We start from the raw sequence: 21,624 nt of genomic DNA on the forward strand, positions 1-21,624 counted from the left end.
AATCGGCCCGGTGGCGACTGCCCCCGGGCCGGGTGCCATCAGGGCATGTACATGCCGCCGTTAACGTGAAGCGTCTCGCCGGTGATGTACTTGGCGGCCGGCGAGGCCAGGAAGGCCACCGCTTCGGCGATGTCCTGGCTTTCACCCAGGTGGCCAAGGGCGATCCCGCCCAGCAGGGCCTGGCGCTGGTCTTCCGGCAGTGCCCGGGTCATGTCCGTATCGATGAAGCCCGGGGCCACCACGTTCACCGTGATGCCGCGCGAGCCAATCTCACGAGCCAGCGACTTCGAAAAGGCGATGATGCCGGCCTTGGCCGCCGCGTAGTTGGCCTGGCCGGGGTTGCCGGTGACGCCCACCACGGAAGCGATGCTGATGATCCGGCCCTTGCGTGCCTTCATCATCCCGCGCATCACCGCCTTGGACGTACGGAACACCGACGTCAGGTTCGTGTCGATGATCGCGCTCCAGTCGTCTTCCTTCATGCGCATGAGCAGCTGGTCGCGGGTGATCCCGGCATTGTTCACCAGGATGGACACCGCGCCGGCCGCCTTGCCGATCTCGTCGACCAGGGCGTCGATGGCTTCAGGCTGGGTGACGTCGAGGACGCGGCCGTGGCCGCCGTGCGCGGCAAGCCGCTCGCCAATGGCCTTGGCGCCGCTTTCGCTGGTGGCGGTGCCGTAAACGGTCGCGCCCTGCGCGGCCAGCAGGTCGGCGATGGCGGCGCCAATGCCGCGGCTGGCGCCGGTCACCAGGGCGATCTCGCCCTTAAGGGAATGGGTCATGGTTATCGGTCCTGCGAGAGGGGAATGAGGGTCAGGCCTGGGCGGCCACGGCCGCATCGAGCTCGGCCGGGGTGCCGATGGCCGTGGCGACCACGGCCTTGTCGATGCGCTTGATGAGTCCCGCCAGCACCTTGCCCGGGCCGCATTCGAGCACCAGGGTGACGCCATGGGCGGCAAGGGCCTGGACGCATTCGGTCCAGCGCACCGGCAGGTAGAGCTGGCGCTGCAGGGCGCCACGGATATCGTCCAGCGAGGCGTGGACGGCGGCATCGGCGTTCTGCACCACGGGGATCGACGGCTCGCGCCATGCCAGCGCCGCCATCTTCTCGCCCAGCTTGTCGGCCGCATCGCGCATCAGCATGCAATGCGAGGGCACGGAAACGGCCAGCTTCACGGCCTTCTTCACACCCAGCTCGGCGAGGCGGGCCAGGGCGCGATCCACGGCTTCGGCGTTGCCGGCGATAACCAGCTGGCCGGGCGAGTTGAAGTTCGCCGGTGCCACCACCTGCCCTTCGGCCACTTCTGCACATACCTGGGCGATCTGCGCATCGTCGCCACCGAGGATGGCCGCCATGGCGCCCACGCCGGGCGGCACCGCCGCCTGCATCAGGCGGCCACGCTCGGCCACGAGGCCGGCGGCATCCTTGAGCGAGAGGGCGCCCGCGGCCACCAGCGCGCTGTATTCACCGAGGCTATGACCCGAAAGGTAGGCCGGCAGGGCACCACCCTGCTTCAGATACACGCGCCACACCGCCACGCTGGCGGCCAGCAGCACCGGCTGCGTGTTCTCGGTGCTGTTGAGCTTTTCTTCCGGGCCGTTCTGGCTGATGTCCCAAAGATCCACGCCCGCGCCTTCGGACGCTTCGTCGAAGGTGGCTTTCACTTCGGGATGAGCGGCGGCGAGGTCGGCAAGCATGCCGACGGACTGGGAGCCCTGGCCGGGGAAGACGATGGCGAGCGAGGCGCTGTTCGAGGTCATGCGGGGCGTTTCCGGGCGTTCAAACCGCGCATGGTGCCAGCAACCCATGGGCGAATGCACCATTCGCGAGGGTTTGGAACGAAAAAACGGCGCATTTCTGCGCCGTTTTCGGGTAAGACCTGCCGGATCCGGCTTAGTCTTCGACTTCAACCGCACCGCGGGTGTCGATGACCTTCTTGCCACGGTAGAAGCCATCCTTCGTCACGTGGTGACGCAGGTGCACTTCACCGCTGGTCGGGTCGGTCGACAGCTGCACACCCTTGAGGGCGTCGTGCGAACGGCGCATGCCGCGGGTGGACGGGGTCTTGCGGCTCTTGGCAACGGCCATGGCGAATCTCCAGCGAAATTGCTTACTTTATGAGTCCGCGGAGAGCCGCGAACGGGTTATCGGATGCTTCGGGCGAGGAAGGAACGTCTTCTTCGTCGGAGCCGGTGATCTCTTCGGGCAGCTCATAGTCCGGGTTGACCGGAACCAGGGGCAGCGCCAACAGCAGTTCGTCCTCGATCGCGGCCAGCAAATCCATCTTGCCGTCCTGCTCGAGCAGAAGCGCTTCGTAGCCCTCCGGAAGGGAGGCTTCTTCACGCTCATCGACGATCAGTCCGAGACGGGTATCGACCTCCACCGGGAGCTGGAAAGGCTCCAGGGATCGCTGACAAATCAGCGTGGGCGACACCTTCGCGCGAACTGCCACGTAGGAGATACCCAGGATATCGTCTTTGCCGAAGTCCAGTTCGTAGGCGACATCACCCTCGGGCGATGCCAGCACCTCGCAAAGGCGCTTGAACGCCGACAGCGGGAGCTGACCCTGGAACGAACGCCGCGCACGAACTTCGCGCCAAGCGTCCACGGACGATGGCAAAGTCACGGACATAATCGGGAAATGGTAGGCATCAACACCCTTGAAGTCAACCGGTTAGATGCATCCGGCGGCGCCTCGGGGTATTTTTGCGATCCGGGCCGTGTTTCGGGCAGACTCGCCGACAGCGCTGAGTTTGCCTCAGCACGCCCATGAGGGGGAAGTGTCAGCGTGTTTTCCTTTGCATATTATGCACTTGCCGCCATGCTCGTCATCGTCGCCGGGCTCTGCGCCTGGACGCTTGCCCACCAGCGCCGCCGTCGGCGCCACAGTGCCCTCCAGGACCTGATGGACCAGGCCGACCGCCTGGAGACCGACCTGAAGGACTGCCGCGACCGTCTCCAGCGCGCCCACGCCGTGATGCAGTTCAGCCCGGACCAGCCCGCGGTCGGCGAAGTCGAAGCCCAGCAGGCCGTGGATTCGGGGCTTCGCGCCCTGCTCCAGCAACGCCTGTGGATCCGCGACCGGGCGCCCAGCGCCACCCAGCGTGAGCTGGATGAAGCGGTGAATGCCCTCGTCCGCGCACGCCACCAGCTTGAGCCGCGGCTGCAGGCGCTCGACGACGCCCAGACTGCCCTTGATACCGCCGTGCGCGAGCACTTCCAGCCGGATCGCTAAGCCTTGCCCCAGCCCCAGCCCAGGTCATCCTCGCCTCGACGTCGGCCTACCGCGCCGCCCTGCTCCGCCGCCTGCTGGACACGTTCACCCAGGCCGCGCCGGGTACGGACGAAGACGCCCTGCCCGGTGAATCGCCGCACGCCCGGGCGGCACGCCTCGCCGAAGCCAAGGCTCGCGCCGTCGCCGCCCTCCACGCCGGGAGCGTCGTCATCGGCTCGGACCAGGTGGCCGACCTCAACGGCACGGTGCTCGACAAGCCCGGCACCGTGACGGAAGCCCACCGCCAGCTCGAAGCGAGCTCGGGTAACGAGGTGGTCTTCCATACCGCGGTGTGCGTCATCGATGCGCAGGGAAACGCACACGCACATGTGGACGAAACACGCGTCGTCTTCCGCACACTGGCGCACGACGACATCGTTCGTTACGTCGAACGCGAACGCCCCCTGGATTGTGCGGGGAGTTTCAAATGCGAAGGACTGGGCATCACCCTGTTCGAACGCATCCGCAATGAGGATCCCACCGCACTGGTGGGCTTGCCGCTGATCGCCACCTCACGGCTTCTGCGTGCCGCGGGCCTCACCCTGCCCTGACGCGACGTACGCATTCATCCAGACCATGCACTGGTCGGGATCCGCAGGCACGCCACGCGCCACGCGCACCTGCGCGGCGTAGTACGCAAAACGACGGCGCCCATCCAGCGCATCGACGCGCCCCAGTGGACGGAGGCGATCCACGCGTGTGCAGATCGAGCCGAGCCAGTCGCGGGTTTCCCGCTCGCGCAACGCGGTTTCATCCACGACAAGCAGCACCGGCGCACCGGCATGCAGGGCAAGCGCGGCTTCGTCGCGTTGCCACGTGCGCAACTGCGCGGTGCGGCCGTGCTTGGCGTTGAGTGGGCTGTCGAGGGAGTACACCGTGGCCTGCGCACCCAGCTGGAAGCGAAGCTCGGCGGCGAGCATGAAATTGTCGGCCACCAGCAGCGTGCCGTTCGGGTGCGGCGGCAAGGCGGCCGTTACCTCGCGCCAGCCCGTGAAGTTCGACGGGAAGGCTTTGGCACCAGCGAGCAGCACGGCGCCGCGAGGCGACGCGGCCAGCCCGAGGTAGGCAAACCCCATGAGCAGGCCGGCGCCGGCAACACCAAGCGCCAGCATCGCAAAGTAACGGATGCGCACCGATGCCCCATCAAGCAGCGCAGGGAGCACCGCACACAGCAAGGCATAACCTGGCAGCGGCCAATGCGCGCGAAAGCGGACGTCGTCGGCGAACAACCCGAGCACGAAGTAAGCGATGACAAACGTGCCTGCCAGCGCGGCGACGACGTCATAGCCATGTTCGACGCGGCGCCGCCATGCCCGCCACAGCGCCCACAGCAGCAGTCCATAAATCAGCGGCGTGCAGGCCAGCGCCTGCTCCGCCGGCTGGACGAGCGCATCCGCGTGGAACTGCCAGGGATTGCGCTCCACCAGCTGGAACGCCACGCCGGCACCACGCGACGCGACGTTGTAGAGCACGATGGGCACGAGGCCCAGCGATGCGACCGCCATGGCGATCCAGAAGCCGGCACCGCGCAATGCTGCCCGCCCACGCGGCATGCCCACCACGAACACCAGCCCGGCCAGCATCGCCATGGCGGCCCGGTAGTGCGTTGCCCAGGCCATTGCGAGGCCAAGTCCGAGCACCAGCCAATCGCGCTTACGATTTGTCTCAAGTGCCGCCACCAACCCCTGGGCGGCCAGCAGGATGCCCACGGTCAGTGGCACATCGGGCAGAGCAAGCACGCCGAGGCTGCCGACCAGCGGAAGCAACAGGGCGAACGTAGCGGCCTGGAACGGGGCGGCTCCCCCACTCACCCGGGTCGCCAGCGCCGCCACCTGCCACGGGACGAGGGCACCCAGGACGAGGAAGGGAAACCGCATGGCCAGCAGGCCGTGCCCGAAAACGGCCTCCGACGCGGCAATGAGCCACGCGGTGAGCGGCGGCAGGTCGCTATAACCCCAGTCGGGGTGCAGGCTCTCCTGCCAGTAGAAGGCTTCGTCACCAAAGGGCGACAGGGTGGCCGCTATGACAACCTTGCACACCAGCGCCAGCACGAACAGGACGAGGAACACGCCTCGCCAGCGTCGCGTGCGCACCGCTAAACTCGACGGCTCAACCATCATGGCAAAGCCGGGGGGCACGCGCATCCATCATGTCTGCCATTACACCACTCACTGACGAAATGTTGCGGCACCGGCTCGATGCGGCGCTCGCCCAGGTTAACGGCGTGCTGCTGGGCAAGCCCCGCCAGGTCAAGCTGGCCTTCGCCTGCCTGGTCGCCGGCGGCCACCTCCTGCTCGAAGACGTGCCCGGTGTTGGCAAGACCACGCTCGCGCAGGCGCTCGCCGCTACCTTTGACCTCGCCTTCCAGCGCATCCAGTTCACCAGCGACCTGCTGCCGTCGGACATTATCGGGGTCAGCGTGTATGAGCGCGAGACCAGCGAATTCCGCTTCCATCCCGGCCCCATCTTCACCAGCCTGCTACTGGCCGATGAGATCAACCGGGCGACGCCGAAATCCCAGAGCGCGCTCCTCGAGGCCATGGCCGAAGGTCAGGCCACGGTCGACGGCACGACGTATGAGCTGCCCAAGCCCTTCTTCGTGGTGGCGACGCAGAACCCGCTCGACCTGGCCGGCACCTTCCCCCTGCCGGACTCGCAGCTCGATCGCTTCATGCTTCGCCTCTCCCTCGACTACCCCGACCCCGCCGCCGAGCGCGCGCTGTTGATTGGTGAAGACCGGCGCGACGTGGTGGCCACCCTGCGCCCGCGCCTGGACGCCGAAGCCATCGCGCATCTGCGCGGGGCGGCGCAGCGCGTCAAGGCCACCGGGGCGCTCCTCGACTACCTGCAGGCCTTGCTGGCGGCAAGCCGGAAGCACAACGACGTCCGCGTGGGCCTGTCGCCGCGTGCCGGCCTCGCCATCCTTGCCGCGTCGCGTGCCTGGGCCCTCATCAGCGGGCGCGATCACGTGATTCCGGAAGACGTGCAAACCGTCTTCGTCCCCGCCGCCGCGCATCGTTTGGTCCCCGGCCGGGGCAGCCATCGCGAAGCCATTGCCCGGGCGATCCTCGCCGATACCGCGGTGCCGTGATGGACGGCGCCGCGCAGCGCGTGCTGGCGTGGGCCGAGCGGCGCTTGCCGGCCCTCACGCGCCTGCGCCCGCAGGAAGCCTTGCCCATCGTCCTGCATCGCCGGCGGATCTATATCGTGCCCACGGGCTTCGGGCTGGGCTTCGCGACACTCCTTGGCGTGATGCTGGTCGGCGCGCTCAACTACGCCAACAACGCCGCCCTGATGCTCACCTGCCTGCTGGGCGCGGCGACGGCCGGCAGCATGCTGGTGGCGTTCCGCGTGTTGAACGGATTGACCATCGGCACGCTGCGCGCCGATACCGCCCGCGTGGGTGAACGCATCCGCGTCTCGCTGGACCTCTCCGCCCACGAGCGCGAACGCAGCGCGGTGCGCATGGATATCGCGGGCACCGAGTACGCGGTGAGCGTCCCCGCGGGTGGCAGCGCCACCGTGGAATTCGCGCTGGATGCCGAGCGCCGCGGCTGGCTCCCCTTGCCTCGCATCCGGATCCATACCCGTTGGCCACTTGGCCTGTTCCGCGCGTGGAGCTGGATCCACCCGGACAGCACCGTGCTCGTCTATCCCATGCCCGAAGCCATGGGACCTTCGCCGTTTGAACCGCAGGGCGACGCGGACCGTGGTCGGCCGCGCGTGGGCGATGAAGTGGCATCACTGCGCGACTATCGCCCCGGCGATCCCCGCCGGCAGATCGCGTGGAAGCTCAGCGCCCGCCATCACGACCTGCTGGTGAAAGACCTGGAGCAGCCGGCGCCACAGGAGGATTGGCGCCTGGACTGGGACAGCGTGCGCGGACTGGACGACGAGGCGCGCATCGCGCGACTGGCGCGCTGGGTGGATGAAGCCCGTAACGGCGGCAGGCGCTGGAGCCTTCGCTTGCCGGACGGCTATTTCGACATCGCCCAGGGCGACGAACACTATCACCGCTGCCTGACTGCCCTGGCGCTTCGGCCATGACCGGCTTCCGGTTGTCGCTCACCCCTCGCCTGGATACCGAACCGCGGCTGGCGGAGCGGCCGTTCAACCTGCTTTGCCTGAGCATGGCGTTTGTCCTCGTGACGCACGCGCTGCACCTCCCCTGGTGGTTCACGGCGGGGATGGCAGCCATGCTGGCATGGCGCTGGTGGCACCGTCGCCAGGGCGGACACCCCGTCTCGATGTGGATCAAGCTACCCATCGTGGGCCTGCTGCTCGCGGTGGTCATCGCCACCTACGGCACGCTCTTCGGCCGCGAGCCCGGCAGCGCCTTTGCCGTCGGCTTGCTCGTGCTGAAAACCCTCGAGACCGAGCATCGCCGCGACGCGCGCGTCGGCATCGCCTTCGGCGGCTTCGCGCTGATGAGCGCGCTGCTGTTCGATCAATCGCTGCTTGCCACGGTGGTGGTCGCGCTCGGCCTCGTGCCGGCCCTGGGCACGCTGCGGGCCATCGAGGAGATCAACCCGCCCCGCGACGCCTGGCGGGCCGAGCTCGCACCCGCCCTGATCATGCTGGCGGCATCCCTGCCCCTCGCCGCGTTCGCCTTCGTGTTCATCCCCCGGCTTGAATCGCCGTTGTGGGGTGCGCCCAACGCCGGCCGTGCCGTGACGGGGCTCTCCTCTTCCATGTCACCGGGTGACATGGGGGAGCTACTGGTTGACGACACGCCTGCCCTGCGCGTGTCGTTCGACGGGGCGGTTCCTATTGCCGAGGCGCGGTACTTCCGCGCCTACACCATGCTGTATTTCGACGGCCACGAATGGTCGTCTCGCACGGATCGCTTCCCGGCCGGCGAGACACAGCCGGCGGTCTCGCCCCGCTTCACCTACCACGTGTCGATCGAACCCACCCAGCAGCGCATCCTGCCCATGCTGGACATGCCCACGGCCGCGCCGGCGGACGCCACCCTTCGCTACGATCGCACCGTCGTGGCAAACCAGCGCGTCCAGGCAACGACGACGTATGACGCCGCGGCCACGATGGATGCCCCACTCGACGTGACGCTCGACCCCTCGCTGCGCCGTGCCGCCCTGCAGTTGCCTGCCGCCGTGGGGCCGCGCGCCCGCGAGCTGGCCGAAGGCTGGGCCGGACAGTTCAACCACGACAGCCTCGCCATCGCGCGCGCGGCACTAGGTATGTTTCGCGACGGCGGGTTCCGCTACACCCTGGCGCCCGCCCCGCTGGGCTCGGATCGCATCGACGACTTCCTGTTCAACACGCGTGAAGGGTTTTGCGAATACTACGCCTCAAGCTTCACGTTCCTTATGCGCGCGGCAGGGATACCTGCACGTGTTGTCACCGGTTACCAGGGTGGGTACTGGAACCGGCTGGGCTCGTACCTGCTGGTCCGCCGATCGGACGCCCATGCGTGGGCTGAGGTGTGGATAGCGGGACGCGGGTGGGTGCGCTTTGACCCCACGGGCGCGGTGCGCCCCGAGCGCGTCAGTCTGGGTGCCGCGTCGGCCGCGTTGGCGGGTAACGACGGCGTTTCGTTCCTTGATGGCCAGTGGCTGCGCTCGGTGCGCGACCGCTGGGATGTCGTCAACCAATGGTGGAACCGGGGCGTTAACGGCTTTGACGCACTGCGCCAGCGCGGCATGCTGCAGCCGTTTGGCATCCGGCGCACCGACGTGGGCGACCTCGCGCTGATCCTCGCGGTCGGTTGCTCGCTACTGGTGGCCACCGCCCTCGGCTGGGCCCTGTTCCAGCGACGACAGGGCGATGCGTTGGACGCGTGGATGCACCGGCTGCAGCGCAAACTTGCGCGGGCCGGCGTGGCGCGCCGTACGGGCGAAGGCCCAAGGCATTTCATGGCAAGGGCTGCGCGCTCACTGCCTGCGCATCGAAATGCCCTGGAAAGGTTGAGCGAGCTTTACTTGCGTTCACGTTACGCGCACGACGAACCGCCACCTGAACTGGTCAAACAGTTTCGGCAAGCGGTGAGGGAATTCCGAGCGCGTGGCGTGGTCAAATAGGCCATGGCGGCGGCTGTGCCCGTCGCCCCCAGGAGAGTGACATGTCCATGTATAAACCGTTGGCCGTCGCCGCTGCCACCCTTGCACTGGGCGCGTGCGCCACGGTACCGCAGCCGCTGCAGGGCCAGTTCAACGAAGTGACCACCGTGAACGCCCAGCAGGGTGGCGCGCCGGGAGCCAAGGTGCGCTGGGGCGGTGAGATCATCAAGACCGAACCGGGCCCGCAGCAGACGTGCTTCTACGTGCTGTCGCAGCCGCTGGACGACGAAGCGCGCCCGACGGCGTCGCGCTCGGAGAGCCAGGGCCGCTTCGTCGCTTGCCGCGACGGTTTCTACGATCCGGAAGTGTTTACCCGCGGTCGCGAGATCACCGTCACCGGTACGCTGCACGGCGCCGTCTCGCAGAAGGTCGGCGACTTCGACTACGCCTACCCGCGCGTCGAGGCCGACGTGGTTTACCTCTGGCCGAAGCGCGTGCCGGTCAACCGTTATCCGGCCGGCTTCTACGACCCGTTCTGGGGCCCGGGGTACGGTGGCTGGGGTCCGGGCTTCGGCCCGTACGGTTATGGCCCCTGGGGCGATCCGTACTGGTACCGCCCGCGCACCGTGATCGTTCGCCCGGCACCGCCGCCGCGCCCGCACAAGTAAACAAAAAAAGCCGGCTCACGCCGGCTTTTTTTTAGCCCGGTGGCCAGTGCATCTGCCGCCCGGCCAGCAAGTGGACATGGATGTGGAACACCGTCTGCCCGCCATGGGTGTTGGTATTGATCACCGTGCGATAGCCTTCCTTCGCGAAGCCCTCGGTGCGCGCATACGCCGCGGCGGACAGCAACAGCTTGCCCAGCAACTCGGCGTCGGCGGGCGTCGCGTCGTCCAGCGTGGCCAGGGGGCGCTTGGGAATAAACAGCACGTGCACCGGCGCCTGCGCATTCAGGTCACGGAAGCCCAGCACGTCGTCGTCTTCATAGACGATATCCGCAGGGATTTCGCGGCGGATGATCTTGGCGAAGATGGTGTCGGTCACTGCAGTCTCCTAAAGGGGGTTCAGCCCAGCGATTGCCGGCTGCCGAACGCATGGGCCAGTGTGCCGCGGTCGACGAATTCGAGCTCGCCGCCAAGGGGCACACCGTGGGCCAGGCGCGTGGCGCGGATGCCAGCGGCCTTGGCGAGCTGCCCGATGTAATGCGCCGTCGCCTCGCCTTCCACCGTCGGGTTGGTGGCGATGATCATTTCCTCGACCTCACCCTCGCCCAGGCGCTCAACCAGCAACGGCAGGCCCAGCTCTTCCGGGCCCAGTCCATCCAGCGGCGACAGCCGGCCCAGCAGCACGAAGTAGTGGCCACGGAAGCCGGTGGCCTGCTCGATGGCAGCGAGATCCGAGGGCGATTCCACCACGCACAGCACGTGGCGGTCGCGCGTCGCGCTGGCGCACAGCGTGCATACGTCGGTCTCGCTGAAGTTGCGGCAGCGCGTGCAGTTGCCCACGTCGCGCATGGCCGAATCCAGCGCGGAGGCAAGGCGGATACCGCCCTGCCGCTCACGCTCGAGCAGGTGGAAGGCCATGCGCTGCGCGCTCTTGGCACCCACGCCCGGCAGGCAGCGCAGGGCGTCGATCAGTTCGCCCAGCAGGCGGGAACCGTTGCTCATGGTTTACCGGCGCCGCCTTAGAACGGCATCTTGAAGCCGGGCGGAAGGTTCAGCCCGGCGGTGACGCCACCCAGGCGCGAGCGGCTGAGCTCCGCGATCTTGTTCACCGCATCGTTCACGGCGGCAGCGACAAGGTCTTCTGCCATTTCCGGATCGTCGGCAAAGGTCTGGCGATCGATATGCACGCCGCGCACTTCGTGGCCGCCGGACATCGTGACCGTCACGAGGCCGCCACCGGCGCTACCGGTGACTTCCGTCTTCGCCAGTTCGTCCTGCGCGCGCTTCATCTCGTCCTGCATGCGCTGGGCCTGCTGCATCAGCTGACCGATTTGACCTTTCATGTTCCTGGCTCCACGGGTTTGATCGATTGGGGAATAACGCGCGCACCGAAGTCGCGCTTGAGCGCCTGGACGAGCGGGTCCGCCTCCATGGAGGCTTCCGCATTGGCCTGCGCATCACTCGCCGCCTGTGCGCGACGGTCGGCGGGCGTGCCGAGGCTGCCGCCTTCGGGTACGAAGCGGAAACGCACGCGACGGCCCAGGGCGTTTGAAACCTTTTCTTCCATCTGGCTGGTCAGCGGCTCGACGGCCAGGTGCATGTGCTGCGGCTGCAGCGCCATCACCATGGCCTCGCCATCCATGCCACGCAGGGTGCAGTTCTGCGCCAGCTGGCCGATCGGGCCGCGCAGGTGCGCGCGCTCGACGATGTCGTGCCAGTCCGGCAGGCCGTTGGCACCGGTGGCAACGGGACGCGGCGGAGCGGCAGGGGCCGGTGCAGGAGCGGCCGGCGCAGGCGCCGGAGCGCGCGCGGCGGGCTCAGGTGCCGCCGGGCGGCGGCGCAGCCGGTGCCGGCGACGGTGCCTGGCGCGAGGCCTGCGGCGCAGGCGCGGCGGTGGGACGCGGCGCGGACGGCGCGTGGCTGACCTCGCCGGGCCGGAACGCGTGCATGCGCAGCAGCACCATTTCAAAGCCAATCCGCGCATCCGGCGCCATCGGCAATTCGCGGCGACCGTTCGTGGCGATCTGGTAATACAGCTGCACGTCTTCCGGTGCCACGCGCTCGGCCAGGGCATCCAGCGCGCCATCGGTGTCATCCGCGCGATAGCCCGGCACGAGCTGCAGCAGCTGCACACGGTGCAGCACGGTGGAAAGGTCGTCGAGGACGCCGCCGAAATCCGGCGAGAACGACGCGATGCGATCGGCCTCGGCCATCAAGGCCGCACCATCGCCCGCGGCAAGCGCCTCGAGCACGCCGAGCACCTGGCCACGCTCCACGCTACCGAGCATGGTGCGCACGTCGCCCGCGCGCAGCACGCCGCCGCCGTAGGCGATGGCCTGGTCGAGCAACGACAGGCCGTCACGCAACGAGCCATCCGCGCCATGCGCGAGCTCGGTGATGGCTTCTTCGTCGTACTCAATGGCCTCGGCGCCGAGGATGTGTTTCATCTGGCCCGAGATCTGTTCGGGCAGCAGGCGCTTGAGGTTGAACTTCAGGCAACGCGACAGGACGGTGACCGGCAGCTTCTGCGGGTCCGTCGTCGCGAGCAGGAACTTCACGTGCGGCGGCGGCTCTTCCAGGGTTTTCAGCAGCGCGTTGAACGCCGGCTTGGAGAGCATGTGCACCTCGTCGACCAGGTACACCTTGAAGCGCCCCCGCGACGGTGCGTACTGCGCGTTCTCGATGACCTCGCGCACATCGTCGACGCCCGTGTTGCTGGCGGCATCGATTTCGAGGAGGTCAACGAATCGGCCGGCATCCACGGCGGTGCACACGGCGCACTCGCCACACGGATCCGCCGATTCGCCCCGCTCGCAGTTCAGCGACTTGGCGAAGATGCGGGCGATGGTGGTCTTGCCGACGCCACGGGTGCCGGTGAAGAGATAGGCGTGGTGCATGCGCCCGCTGTCGAGCGCATTGGTGAGCGCGCGGACAACGTGCTCCTGCCCGACGAGTTCGGCGAACTTCCGCGGGCGCCACTTGCGTGCGAGGACCTGATAGGACATGCGATCTACCTTGGGGCGACAGTCGATTGTGCCAAGGAGACGTGGCCGGCGAAAGCGCGGGTCCGAAAAGGCGATGACCCTGCCAGCCACACCCCGGCACCCGAATCATCCGCTACCGTTGCTTCCTTCCGGACCTGGCGGGGTTTACGAACTATCGTCGCGGGGGGACCGACAGGGCCACCATAGGGACTTACAAAATCTGGCGGAGAGGGCGGGATTCGAACCCGCGATACGCTATTAACGTATACACACTTTCCAGGCGTGCTCCTTAAACCACTCGGACACCTCTCCGCACGGGTCTATCCTTCTTTGCGGTTTCCGTCCCAACAAAGAAGCGGAAGGATAGCCGCACGGCGCGGCTGGCACAAGCGTCTAGCCGGCCGTCGGGCGTGCCGGCGGCGGCTCGGCCAGCGCCAGGCACTCGCCAGGGCGCACCACGCGGTAACCCCTGGCCTGCAGCGTCTCGCCGTCGGCGACACTGCCGTAGTGGTACAGGGCCATGCGTGCCCGCACCGCCTCGGGATATTCCCGCTCGAGGTCGTCGACGCCCGTGTGCGACGGGTTGCCGAGCACGCCGCAGTCGTGGGCGATTAGTTCCCCCGCTGCCCCGTGCAGCGCCAGGGCTTCGGGAACCGGCCGGGTATCGCCCGTGAAGACGAAACTGCCCCGAAGCGCCAGCCCGAACGAGGTGCCCTGCACATGGTGCCGGGTGGGAAACACGTCGAACCACAGGCCCTCGTGCCAGAAGCCGCGGGTACACGGCACCAGGTGGAAGGCTTCCCAGTAGTTCACCCCGCCCTCGGCCAGTGCGCCGGGGTAGTCGGCCACCCTACCCTGCAGCCACGGCAACAGCCCGGCATGCAGGAACACCTTGGTGCGGCCGCGAAGGCTTTCATCGAACCAGAGGCGGAAAAACAGCCGCTCCATCCCTGCCACGTGGTCCATGTGGGTGTGGGTGATATACAGGGCCGACGGCGGCGCGCCGTAGGTCGCCACGTAGCGATCCAGGGTGTCGGGGCCGCAATCGACCAGCAGCAGGGGCTGGCCGTCGCGCTCCAGCACCACGGCGGACGAGCCGAGCTCCACCGCATGCGCGGCGCCGGTGCCAAGGAATCGAAGCCCGTAAGTCATGCGCGGAACGCCTCGTCGTAGGCCTGCACCAGGGCCGGCCAGAGCACTTCGTCGAACATGTCGCCCCCCTCGCGCGCACCGATCTTGACCAGTGAGCGCTTCAGGCGTGCCAGGTTCGCCCGGCGCCACCCAGCCGACGGGCGGCGCAGGCGGCCCCGGTCGAAATCGATCAGGTAAAGGCCCTCGCCGTTGACCAGGATATTGTGGGCGTTGAGATCCGCGTGCCATGCCCCTTCGCGATGAAAACGCGCCACCAGCTCGCCGACACGGCGCGCCAGCGCCTCGTTGAAGGCGCCGTCGGCCACGCGTTCGGCAAGCGTGCGGGCATCGGGGATGCGCAGCGTAATCAGGTCGGCCCGGTAACTGAGCCCCTTGCGCACATGCCGCGCCGCAACGGGCGGCGGCACCGGCAGGCCACGCTGCGCCAGTTCGGCGAGCAGACGGAACTCGCGGCTGCTGCGGGTCCGCTCGTTTCCTGTAAAAAGGTAGCTGTCACCCAGCAGCGCGGCCACCATGCCGCCGCGACGGTAGTGGCGTAGCACGGCCTCGCCCGCCGGCGTATCAATAATGGCAACGCCGCCGCGGCCACCGGCCTGGGAGCGAAGTGCACCCTGGCTGGCCCACGCGTCGGGCGAGAACCATTCAGCGTCGACTTGAGCTGCGCGGGCTGCGTCGAACAAAATCGAACCGCCCGCGGCCTCCGTTACTCGTTGGTCTGTCATCTGAAGGGCCGCCTGCCTGGCGGCCACCTGTCCGGTAACCCGATCGTGCCCAGTCTAGCAAGCCACACCCTCCCGCCGGGAGATTCCAGCCTTTGTATCCTGCGCACCTCCGCGATCGGTGACGTCACTCACGTCGTGCCGCTCATCCGCACACTGCAGGCCCAGGCACCGGGTACGGCGTTGACGTGGCTCGTCGGCAAGCTGGAGCGCAAGCTGGTGGGGGACCTGCCCGGCGTGGAATTCATCACCTTCGACAAGGGCAAGGGCCGGGAAGGCATGCGCGAGGTGCGCCAGGCGCTTGCCGGACGCCGCTTTGATGCCTTGCTGCACATGCAGGTGGCGCTGCGCTCCAACCTGCTCAGCCTCGCGGTGAAGGCCGACCGCCGCATCGGCTACGACCACGCCCGCTCGAAAGACCTGCACGGCCTGTTCGTCAACGAGCGCATTGCCGCGCGCACGGGCGAGCATGTACTCGACGCCATGGCCAGCTTCATCGAGCCGCTGGGGCTGAAGCAGACGGAGGTGCGCTGGGATATCCCGGTGCCCGACGATGCGCATGCGTGGGCCGCCGAGCAGCTGCCGGGCGACACCCCCACCCTGCTCGTCAGCCCGATGTCCAGTCACACGGTGCGCAACTGGCGCGTCGATCGCTATGCGGCGCTGATCGACCACGCGGCCGCGCGCGGCATGCGTGTCGCCCTGGTCGGCGGCCCGTCGCCGGCCGAGCGTGAGCTGGCAGACCAGATCCTCGCTGCGGTGACGCACACGCCGATGGACCTGACCGGCAAGGATACGTTGAAGCGCTTCATGGCCCTGCTGGGCCGCTCAAGCATGATCCTCACGCCCGACTCCGGCCCGATGCACATGGCCAACGCCGCCGGCACCAAGGTGCTTGGCCTCCATGCGGCGAGCAACCCGCATCGTTCCGGCCCCTATTCGGACCGCCGCTGGTGTGTCGACCGATACGACGCCGCCTCGCGCAAGTTCTTCGGCAAGCCCGCATCGGAGATTCCGTGGGGCACCAAGATCGAGAAGGAAGGCGTGATGGACCTGGTGGAAGTGCCCGACATGATCGGGCGCTTCGAAGCGTGTGCGGACTTCCTTAAGCTGCCGCTGCGCGCCTGATCAGAACTGCGGCTTGGCGCCGTAATCCTTGTACGACTTCTCTTCCACCAGGGTGGAGCCGAGTTTGAGGTTGATCTCGCGCTTCACCGCGGCGCGCTCATCGTTTTCAAAGTAAACGCGGCGGGCGAGCTGGATGAAGTCGTTATCGAACTCCTGCGCCTTTTCCTTGACGCGGATGTCGTCTTCGATGACCCACAGGCGCTGGTTCACGGCGAGCAGGCGATTGCGCTCATCCTGGATGTCGGTCTCCGATGCCTTGTCGTTCTTCCACGTCGCATCGAGCAGTTCCAGCTCATTGCGCACGTTGGCCAGCTTGGCCGGGTCCGTCATCTGCTGGAGCTTGATCTCGAGGATGGTCATCTTGTCGATCAGCTCGCCGTAGGACACCGGGGTCTGGATCAGGCTCATGGGAAGTGCTCCGTCAGGTCAGGCGCGGGAGGTTAGCAGTTTTGCCGCGCGCCCGGCTTAGCCCCGCCTAAAGCGCGATCAGGCCGAAGGCGTCCAGCAGCAGCACGACATTGAGTGACAGCACCACCAGGGCGGCCAGCACGGCCAGGGCGGTGACGGCGGGCCGGATAGCGAACACGCCCATGATCCGCCGCTGCGCCGAGAACCACACCAGCGCAATCATGGGGAACGGCAAGGCGATACTCAGGGCCACCTGGCTCAGCACGAGCGCCCGTGTCGCATCCACGCCGGCGATGACGACGGCAAAGCTCGGCACCATGGTGACCGCACGGCGTACCCACAGTGGAATCCGGAAATCGACGAAGCCCTGCATGATCATCTGCCCGGCCATCGTTCCCACCACCGAACTGGAAAAGCCCGAGGCGATCAGCGAGATGAGGAAAATCAGCGCGGCGGCACCGCCGAGCAACGGCACCAGGGTCTGGTAGGCCGTCTCGATCTTCGCCACATCCGGGTGGCTGCCATGGAAGGCACTGGCCGCCATGATGACCATCGCCAGGTTGATCAGGCCCGCCACCGCCAGTGCCAGCACGACCTCCACGTTCGACAGGCGGATAATCCGCTTCCGCTCCACGTCCGTACCTGGCTGGACCCGCCGCCGGGTCAGCCCCGAATGAAGGAACAGGGCATGCGGCATCACGGTGGCACCGATGATGCCCACGGCAAGGGCCACGGCCATGCCATCCGGAAGATCCGGTTTGAACGCGTGAAGTCCCACCGCTGCCCAGTCCACCGGGGCGATAAATACCTCCACCAGATAGCAAAGGCCGACCACGCCCACCAGGGCGCCGATGGTCATCTCGAGGCGCCTGGCACCCCGCCCTTCCAGCAACAGAAGCACGTAGGTGACGATTCCGGTGATCACCATGCCGGCGAGCAAGGGCATGTGGAAAAGCAGGGAAAGGCCGATCGCGCCACCCAGGAATTCAGCCAGGTCGGTAGCCATCGCGGCCAGTTCGCTCACCACCCACATCACCCACACCAGCGGGCGCGGAAGGTGGTCGCGGCAGAGCTGCGCCAGGTTGCGCCCGGTGACGATGCCAATGCGCGCCGACAGGCTCTGGAACAGCATGGCCACCAGGTTGGCCAGCAGCACCACCCACAGCAGGGCGTAGCCGTAGCGCGCGCCGGCCTGGATGTTGGTGGCGAAATTGCCCGGGTCGATATAGGCGACGGACACGACCACGGCCGGCCCGGCGAACGGTGCGAGCGCGGCCAGCCCCCGGCGGCGGCCGTGCAATACGTCCTGCATCACCCTGGCATCGCGCGCCTGCCTGACTTCTTCTCTCACCCGGCCGCCTGCGTGTACGCACATCGCGTTCACTTTCATTACAGACCGCCCAGCGTGCAGGCCGCGTAGAAACCGCCCAGGCGGCCACGCGGGCTTCGCAAAGCATCCACGCGGGGCGGCTTATATCTCAGCGGTTCCCGGAGGCGCCATGACCACGATTACCCGCCACATCCCCCGCATCACCGGGTTCGCTGCCGCCCACCAGGACGACATCGGCTTCTGCGTGCAGGCCGAGCTCGACACGCAGCCGCAGGAACGCTGGCTCGCCCATTTCGCGGCCCGCTGCGAGGAGGCCTTCGTCCGCCACACCTCGCCGGATATCCGTTGGGTGGAGGGGTCCATCTGGTTCCGGGTGCCCTCGGAAGACCTCGTGCCTGAATACGCCCGCCTGGTCGTCGAATCCGTCCAGGCGGCGGGGCGCGACGAGGCCGAGGAGCAGCGCCGGGAGGTGGAACGCGCCCAGGCCCTGGCCCTGAAAGCCCACGACCTGAACGCGCTGCTCAATGAGGTGAATGCCGCCCTGCCCGGCTGGACCGAGACCAGGGCATCGCAGGACGCCGCCTAAGCCTTACGCCGACGGCGCCTTCGCGCTGAACAGGGCCACGCAGCCCACACTACCCACGCGGACATCACGAAACCGGCTGGCCAGCGCCCGCCAGAGGTGATCGAGCGCGTCGTTCGCGTCATCAGGTCCACCCGTGATTGCCGGAAATGTGCTTCACGTCCGTTTCCGGCACGGAATGGCCGGGCACCCTAAAGCCTGCGCGGTCTCCGCCGATGCCCTTTTGCATACTCCAGGAATCAACCCGATGCCGGTCCAGCACGCCCGCCACCAGAACCTGCGCAAGGTGCTCGTCCAGCTCGAGCGTGAAGGCATCGAGGGATACGCCGACCAGGCCGAGCACCTCGGCAACGTCACGCCCGGCAAGCTCGCCTCCATGGACCAGGGCGGCCCCATCGACGTGCTGTTCTCAGAACACGTGGAATGGGTGCTGCACCGCCGCCGTGGATGGATGGACGAGTTGCATGAGGATGATCCGCTGGAGGCTTAGGCTCCGCGGCAGATCAAACGTCCTCCGACCAACCGAAAAACGAAGCATCCGACAAATCGCGCATGAGCTCGAGCGCACCCCCTTTTGCCTGGTAGGCATAGGTATCACCAATGATCTGCTTCTCGACGAGCGCCGCGGCGCGCTCAAAGGGGTTCGATCCGAAAAAGTGCGACGCTCGCTGCTGTGTAGGCACGGTTACCGTTTTCGAAATTTCCTTTAAAAGCGAAACAAACCGTGTGCTTCGGTCGATCGTTGTATCGAGATGATCATACGATCGGCGATTGTCCGGATACACCTTCGGACCGGTGTTGTGTGTATCAAAAGCCAGAACCGCCTCGTCATTGAACGACCTTGCAAGGCGCACCAACTAGCGATCGCCATTGAGCGACACCTCAAGCCACGTTCGTGATCGCTCATCGAGCTGATCATCGATAACGACGAGTTGCTTCCCCTCAAGCTTCAGGTCGTAGTCGGCGTCCGCGATATCGGGTCGAATCGAACGCAGCTTCGACGACAGACTGTCGAGTCTTTCGGCAAATGCCTTTAACGTATGCGCCATCCTCGTACGATCCTGGCCGCGCTCCGTTTCCTTGGTAAAGAAATTTTCCTCCCAGGACGTTGAGGCGCGCTGGCCGGTGCGCTCTGGCCCAGTCGCACTGCTTGCCGTCGTCGGCACTTGCGGCGACCAATGCAGAGTACCGGGCGCGCCAACGATCATGGCCGTGTCCCTCGATAGATCTCTTTGCAAACGTGGACAAACCGCGCCTGACCCTTACCGTTGTCGTTCGCCACTACGCGAGCCGTCGTGTAAGTCACGTCCCAGTACTCCGGCCGATTAGAGATACGGTGCACTCTTGTCGGGCCAAGAATCGCGGGCGTCCTGCAATCGGATAGCAAAACCTTTCCCTTGAAGCGGCCCGCGCTGTCCGTCATACCCTTCAATGTGCCGATGCCATAGCGTTGTTGCGGGTCGCCGTCGAAGGCGACGAGGCTCACTGCGTAACCAGGAAGGGCAACCATGCGGCCGGCTTCGTCGAACAGCCCCACTTCAACCTCGATTTCGCGAGCAGCATTCGGGCCGCCCGGGGCGAGATGGGTAATGCGTTCCCTACTCTGAAAGCTAACGATTTCCGGGTGCACGCTCTGAGCCCTCGCACCGCCCGCCAGAAAAAGACAGCCTACGAAACACCCCATTGCCAGTCGTTTCACGACACACCTCGTTCGTCACGGAAGTCGCGTTCAGACTAGGTGCGACATCGGACGACATGGCCGAGCGAGTCGCTGAAAGTGGCGTAGGACTACAGCATCAACAGTCGTGGGTTGATACCGACCTCGCGTCAGCGTTGCGTCGGGAGGTCCGCTCGCCGTTGACGGACGTGGACTACACGAGCCCATACAAGCGCCACACCAAAGAAGGCTACGCCTACATATTTGGCGCCAGGACTATGGTCAACTTTCCCAACCAGGGGCACGCGGCCTCTACGTCATCAGCACACTGGCTGCATGACAGCGCATAAGGAACTAAAACATGACAGTCACATGCAGGTCGTGGAGCAACGCGGACGAGGGAATCACTGAGGGCAGAAGCTTGCCTTCCCATCATGACGGCGTGAACGCCCGCGTTGATCGACTTGAACGCGTCGTCGACCGTATCAACGATGACGTCACAACCATCAAGATATCGATCGCGAAGATCGAGACCCGAATGGAAAGCGTTCCCACGAAAACCTGGGTGATGGCGGGCGCGATTGCCGTTCTCGTGACGATCCTTAGCGCTTTCGCCTGGATTGCCCAGCAGTATCTGGCCCCTATCCTTGCCGCCCTGGGCACTCGTTGATTCAACCGAGGGCGGTAACGTCACACCGAGGGAACCGCGCAAAAACAAAGGCCCCGCATTGCTGCGAGGCCTTTGTTCTGAAACTGGCGGAGAGGGAGGGATTCGAACCCTCGGTACGCTTACACGTACGCCTGATTTCGAGTCAGGTACATTCGACCACTCTGCCACCTCTCCGGAAGGGTCGACGGAAGGCTTGTGGGCCAACCGAGTCGGCAATGATAGTGGGTCTTCCGTGCCGTGACAACAGGCTTTTGATGCGGCATGCTCCCAAGGCATCCCGGTGCCATTGCGACCCTTTTCCCGCTCCCCAAGGCCATCATGATCGAGTTCGGACACGGCACGCATACCGGCCTTCGCCGCCTGCGTAATGAGGATAGCTACTACGCCGATGCCAGCCTGGGTCTGTTCCTGGTGGTGGACGGCATGGGCGGGCATCAGCACGGCGAGGTGGCCGCGGCCATGGCCCGCGACGGCGTGGTCGCCCAGGTAACGGCCGGCCAGTCCCTTGTGGACGCCATCCAGCGGGTGAACGAGGCGCTGATTGCTCGCTCAAGCGGCCAGCGTGTATCGCGGCCCATGGGGACGACGATCGCCGCCATTCGCGTCTCCGGCCGTGCGTATGAAGCCGCATGGGTCGGCGACAGCCGGATCTACCGCTGGGCCGACGGTACGCTCGACCGCCTGTCCCACGACCATTCCATCGTCGAGGCGCTGGTCGAGGCCGGCGAGATGACCGAGGCGCAGGCGCAACAGCACCCGCAGCGCAGCGTGCTGACCCAGGCGCTGGGCATCACCGCGCCTGACCAGCTGCATATCGGACTCGCTCGCGGTCACCTGTCGGCGGGGGCTCGCCTCCTGCTCTGCACGGACGGCCTGACCGACGAAGTGGCCGATCCCAGGATCGGCGAGATCATCTCCCGCGCAGACATCGCCGCGCAGGAGTGCGTGGATCACCTGGTGCTGGAGGCGCTGGCGGGAACCGGGCGCGACAACATCACCGCGATCCTCGTTCGCGCCGCGGCCTGACCGCGAC

The 21,624-nt window shown here is 66.6% G+C and carries 26 protein-coding genes, 2 tRNA genes, 1 other RNA gene and 1 pseudogene; 11 read left to right on the plus strand and 19 right to left on the minus strand.

The genetic code is table 11. The features are described 5' to 3' along the window. Window positions 1-38: 38 nt before the first annotated feature. The 4 genes from fabG to FIV34_RS13520 all read right to left on the minus strand — a co-directional run bounded on the left by fabG (window position 39) and on the right by FIV34_RS13520 (window position 2,633). On the minus strand, window positions 39-782 hold the full coding sequence (gene fabG, locus FIV34_RS13505) for a 3-oxoacyl-ACP reductase FabG (RefSeq protein ID WP_139983610.1): 744 nt from the start codon (window positions 780-782) through the stop codon (window positions 39-41). A gap of 31 nt (window positions 783-813) precedes the next feature. Beyond that, window positions 814-1,761 (minus strand): ACP S-malonyltransferase, encoded by a 948-nt coding sequence (gene fabD / locus FIV34_RS13510; protein WP_139983612.1) that lies wholly within the window; start codon window positions 1,759-1,761, stop codon window positions 814-816. Window positions 1,762-1,894: 133 nt separating this feature from the next. Beyond that, entirely contained in the window at window positions 1,895-2,089 is a 195-nt protein-coding gene (gene rpmF / locus FIV34_RS13515) for a 50S ribosomal protein L32 (protein ID WP_139983614.1), read from the minus strand. 22 nt (window positions 2,090-2,111) lie between these two features. After that, on the minus strand, window positions 2,112-2,633 hold the full coding sequence (locus FIV34_RS13520) for a YceD family protein (protein WP_139983616.1): 522 nt from the start codon (window positions 2,631-2,633) through the stop codon (window positions 2,112-2,114). 156 nt (window positions 2,634-2,789) lie between these two features. Here FIV34_RS13520 and FIV34_RS13525 point away from each other — a divergent pair, with 156 nt between their 5' ends. Together FIV34_RS13525 and FIV34_RS13530 are read left to right on the plus strand one after the other, a co-directional pair. Next, window positions 2,790-3,236, plus strand: coding sequence for a hypothetical protein (locus tag FIV34_RS13525; RefSeq protein WP_139983618.1), 447 nt, complete (start codon window positions 2,790-2,792; stop codon window positions 3,234-3,236). A 26-nt stretch (window positions 3,237-3,262) separates the two neighbouring features. After that, window positions 3,263-3,826 (plus strand): Maf family protein, encoded by a 564-nt coding sequence (locus FIV34_RS13530; protein ID WP_139983620.1) that lies wholly within the window; start codon window positions 3,263-3,265, stop codon window positions 3,824-3,826. Here the strand turns inward: FIV34_RS13530 and FIV34_RS13535 are convergent. After that, window positions 3,788-5,419, minus strand: coding sequence for an ArnT family glycosyltransferase (locus tag FIV34_RS13535; protein ID WP_246058620.1), 1,632 nt, complete (start codon window positions 5,417-5,419; stop codon window positions 3,788-3,790). The genes FIV34_RS13530 and FIV34_RS13535 overlap by 39 nt on opposite strands. Window positions 5,420-5,424: 5 nt before the next feature. Between FIV34_RS13535 and FIV34_RS13540 the strand changes: the two genes are divergently transcribed. The 4 genes from FIV34_RS13540 to FIV34_RS13555 are packed head-to-tail and all read left to right on the plus strand — an operon-like array spanning window position 5,425 to window position 9,963. Continuing rightward, window positions 5,425-6,366: an AAA family ATPase gene (locus FIV34_RS13540; protein ID WP_139983622.1), complete on the plus strand. Its 942-nt coding sequence runs from the start codon at window positions 5,425-5,427 to the stop codon at window positions 6,364-6,366. After that, window positions 6,366-7,322 (plus strand): DUF58 domain-containing protein, encoded by a 957-nt coding sequence (locus FIV34_RS13545; protein WP_139983624.1) that lies wholly within the window; start codon window positions 6,366-6,368, stop codon window positions 7,320-7,322. The genes FIV34_RS13540 and FIV34_RS13545 overlap by 1 nt, the downstream gene beginning before the upstream one ends. Beyond that, window positions 7,319-9,316, plus strand: coding sequence for a transglutaminase TgpA family protein (locus tag FIV34_RS13550; RefSeq protein WP_139983626.1), 1,998 nt, complete (start codon window positions 7,319-7,321; stop codon window positions 9,314-9,316). The genes FIV34_RS13545 and FIV34_RS13550 overlap by 4 nt, the downstream gene beginning before the upstream one ends. A 41-nt stretch (window positions 9,317-9,357) precedes the next feature. Beyond that, a complete protein-coding gene (locus tag FIV34_RS13555; RefSeq protein ID WP_139983628.1) occupies window positions 9,358-9,963 on the plus strand; it encodes a Slp family lipoprotein in 606 nt (201 codons plus the stop codon). Between the two features lie 31 nt (window positions 9,964-9,994). On the opposite strand, the gene FIV34_RS13560 is transcribed toward FIV34_RS13555, so the two are convergent. The 8 genes and pseudogenes from FIV34_RS13560 to FIV34_RS13595 form a co-directional block, all read right to left on the minus strand. Then, a complete protein-coding gene (locus tag FIV34_RS13560; protein ID WP_139983630.1) occupies window positions 9,995-10,339 on the minus strand; it encodes a histidine triad nucleotide-binding protein in 345 nt (114 codons plus the stop codon). Window positions 10,340-10,359: 20 nt separating this feature from the next. Beyond that, window positions 10,360-10,962, minus strand: a complete 603-nt coding sequence (recR, locus tag FIV34_RS13565; RefSeq protein WP_139983632.1) for a recombination mediator RecR — start codon at window positions 10,960-10,962, stop codon at window positions 10,360-10,362. A 17-nt stretch (window positions 10,963-10,979) separates the two neighbouring features. Further along, window positions 10,980-11,303, minus strand: coding sequence for a YbaB/EbfC family nucleoid-associated protein (locus FIV34_RS13570; protein WP_139983633.1), 324 nt, complete (start codon window positions 11,301-11,303; stop codon window positions 10,980-10,982). Further along, window positions 11,300-12,965 (minus strand): annotated as a pseudogene (dnaX, locus tag FIV34_RS13575) (DNA polymerase III subunit gamma/tau). The gene FIV34_RS13570 and the pseudogene dnaX overlap by 4 nt, the downstream one beginning before the upstream one ends. Window positions 12,966-13,042: 77 nt before the next feature. Continuing rightward, window positions 13,043-13,139: signal recognition particle sRNA small type (gene ffs, locus FIV34_RS13580), an RNA gene on the minus strand. Between the two features lie 26 nt (window positions 13,140-13,165). Further along, window positions 13,166-13,256 (minus strand) — tRNA-Ser (locus tag FIV34_RS13585). 81 nt (window positions 13,257-13,337) lie between these two features. Continuing rightward, complete coding sequence (locus tag FIV34_RS13590) at window positions 13,338-14,096, minus strand: MBL fold metallo-hydrolase (protein WP_139983635.1); 759 nt, start codon at window positions 14,094-14,096, stop codon at window positions 13,338-13,340. After that, complete coding sequence (locus tag FIV34_RS13595; protein ID WP_139985940.1) at window positions 14,093-14,818, minus strand: 3-deoxy-D-manno-octulosonic acid kinase; 726 nt, start codon at window positions 14,816-14,818, stop codon at window positions 14,093-14,095. Before FIV34_RS13595 ends, FIV34_RS13590 begins: the two co-directional genes overlap by 4 nt. Window positions 14,819-14,863: 45 nt before the next feature. Here FIV34_RS13595 and FIV34_RS13600 point away from each other — a divergent pair, with 45 nt between their 5' ends. Further along, window positions 14,864-15,943, plus strand: a complete 1,080-nt coding sequence (locus tag FIV34_RS13600) for a glycosyltransferase family 9 protein (protein WP_246058621.1) — start codon at window positions 14,864-14,866, stop codon at window positions 15,941-15,943. Here the strand turns inward: FIV34_RS13600 and FIV34_RS13605 are convergent, their stop codons facing one another. Then, the gene (locus FIV34_RS13605; RefSeq protein ID WP_139983637.1) at window positions 15,944-16,351 is read right to left on the minus strand and encodes a DUF6165 family protein; all 408 of its coding nucleotides are present in this window, start codon (window positions 16,349-16,351) and stop codon (window positions 15,944-15,946) included. A gap of 67 nt (window positions 16,352-16,418) precedes the next feature. After that, the gene (locus FIV34_RS13610; RefSeq protein ID WP_139983639.1) at window positions 16,419-17,663 is read right to left on the minus strand and encodes an Nramp family divalent metal transporter; all 1,245 of its coding nucleotides are present in this window, start codon (window positions 17,661-17,663) and stop codon (window positions 16,419-16,421) included. A gap of 187 nt (window positions 17,664-17,850) precedes the next feature. Here FIV34_RS13610 and FIV34_RS13615 point away from each other — a divergent pair, with 187 nt between their 5' ends. Further along, window positions 17,851-18,267 carry a hypothetical protein gene (locus FIV34_RS13615; RefSeq protein ID WP_139983641.1) on the plus strand — a complete coding sequence of 139 codons (417 nt, stop codon included), beginning with the start codon at window positions 17,851-17,853 and terminating at the stop codon, window positions 18,265-18,267. A gap of 244 nt (window positions 18,268-18,511) precedes the next feature. Continuing rightward, window positions 18,512-18,754, plus strand: a complete 243-nt coding sequence (locus tag FIV34_RS13620) for a hypothetical protein (protein ID WP_139983643.1) — start codon at window positions 18,512-18,514, stop codon at window positions 18,752-18,754. A gap of 13 nt (window positions 18,755-18,767) precedes the next feature. On the opposite strand, the gene FIV34_RS13625 is transcribed toward FIV34_RS13620, so the two are convergent. From FIV34_RS13625 to FIV34_RS13635, 3 genes are read right to left on the minus strand one after another with little or no spacing between them, the layout of a single operon-like run. After that, window positions 18,768-19,121, minus strand: a complete 354-nt coding sequence (locus tag FIV34_RS13625) for a hypothetical protein (protein WP_139983645.1) — start codon at window positions 19,119-19,121, stop codon at window positions 18,768-18,770. After that, entirely contained in the window at window positions 19,122-19,472 is a 351-nt protein-coding gene (locus FIV34_RS13630; protein WP_139983647.1) for a hypothetical protein, read from the minus strand. Continuing rightward, window positions 19,469-19,963, minus strand: coding sequence for a hypothetical protein (locus FIV34_RS13635; RefSeq protein WP_139983649.1), 495 nt, complete (start codon window positions 19,961-19,963; stop codon window positions 19,469-19,471). Before FIV34_RS13635 ends, FIV34_RS13630 begins: the two co-directional genes overlap by 4 nt. Before the next feature lie 319 nt (window positions 19,964-20,282). On the opposite strand from FIV34_RS13635, the gene FIV34_RS13640 reads away from it, so the two are divergent. Next, a complete protein-coding gene (locus FIV34_RS13640) occupies window positions 20,283-20,591 on the plus strand; it encodes a hypothetical protein (RefSeq protein ID WP_139983651.1) in 309 nt (102 codons plus the stop codon). 84 nt (window positions 20,592-20,675) lie between these two features. Here the strand turns inward: FIV34_RS13640 and FIV34_RS13645 are convergent. After that, a tRNA-Ser gene (locus FIV34_RS13645) sits at window positions 20,676-20,765 on the minus strand. A gap of 144 nt (window positions 20,766-20,909) precedes the next feature. Between FIV34_RS13645 and FIV34_RS13650 the strand changes: the two genes are divergently transcribed. Beyond that, window positions 20,910-21,617 (plus strand): PP2C family protein-serine/threonine phosphatase, encoded by a 708-nt coding sequence (locus tag FIV34_RS13650; RefSeq protein ID WP_139983653.1) that lies wholly within the window; start codon window positions 20,910-20,912, stop codon window positions 21,615-21,617. Window positions 21,618-21,624: the final 7 nt, after the last annotated feature.

Origin of the sequence: Luteibacter pinisoli (genome assembly GCF_006385595.1) — a bacterium.
Classification (GTDB): Bacteria; Pseudomonadota; Gammaproteobacteria; order Xanthomonadales; family Rhodanobacteraceae; genus Luteibacter; species Luteibacter pinisoli.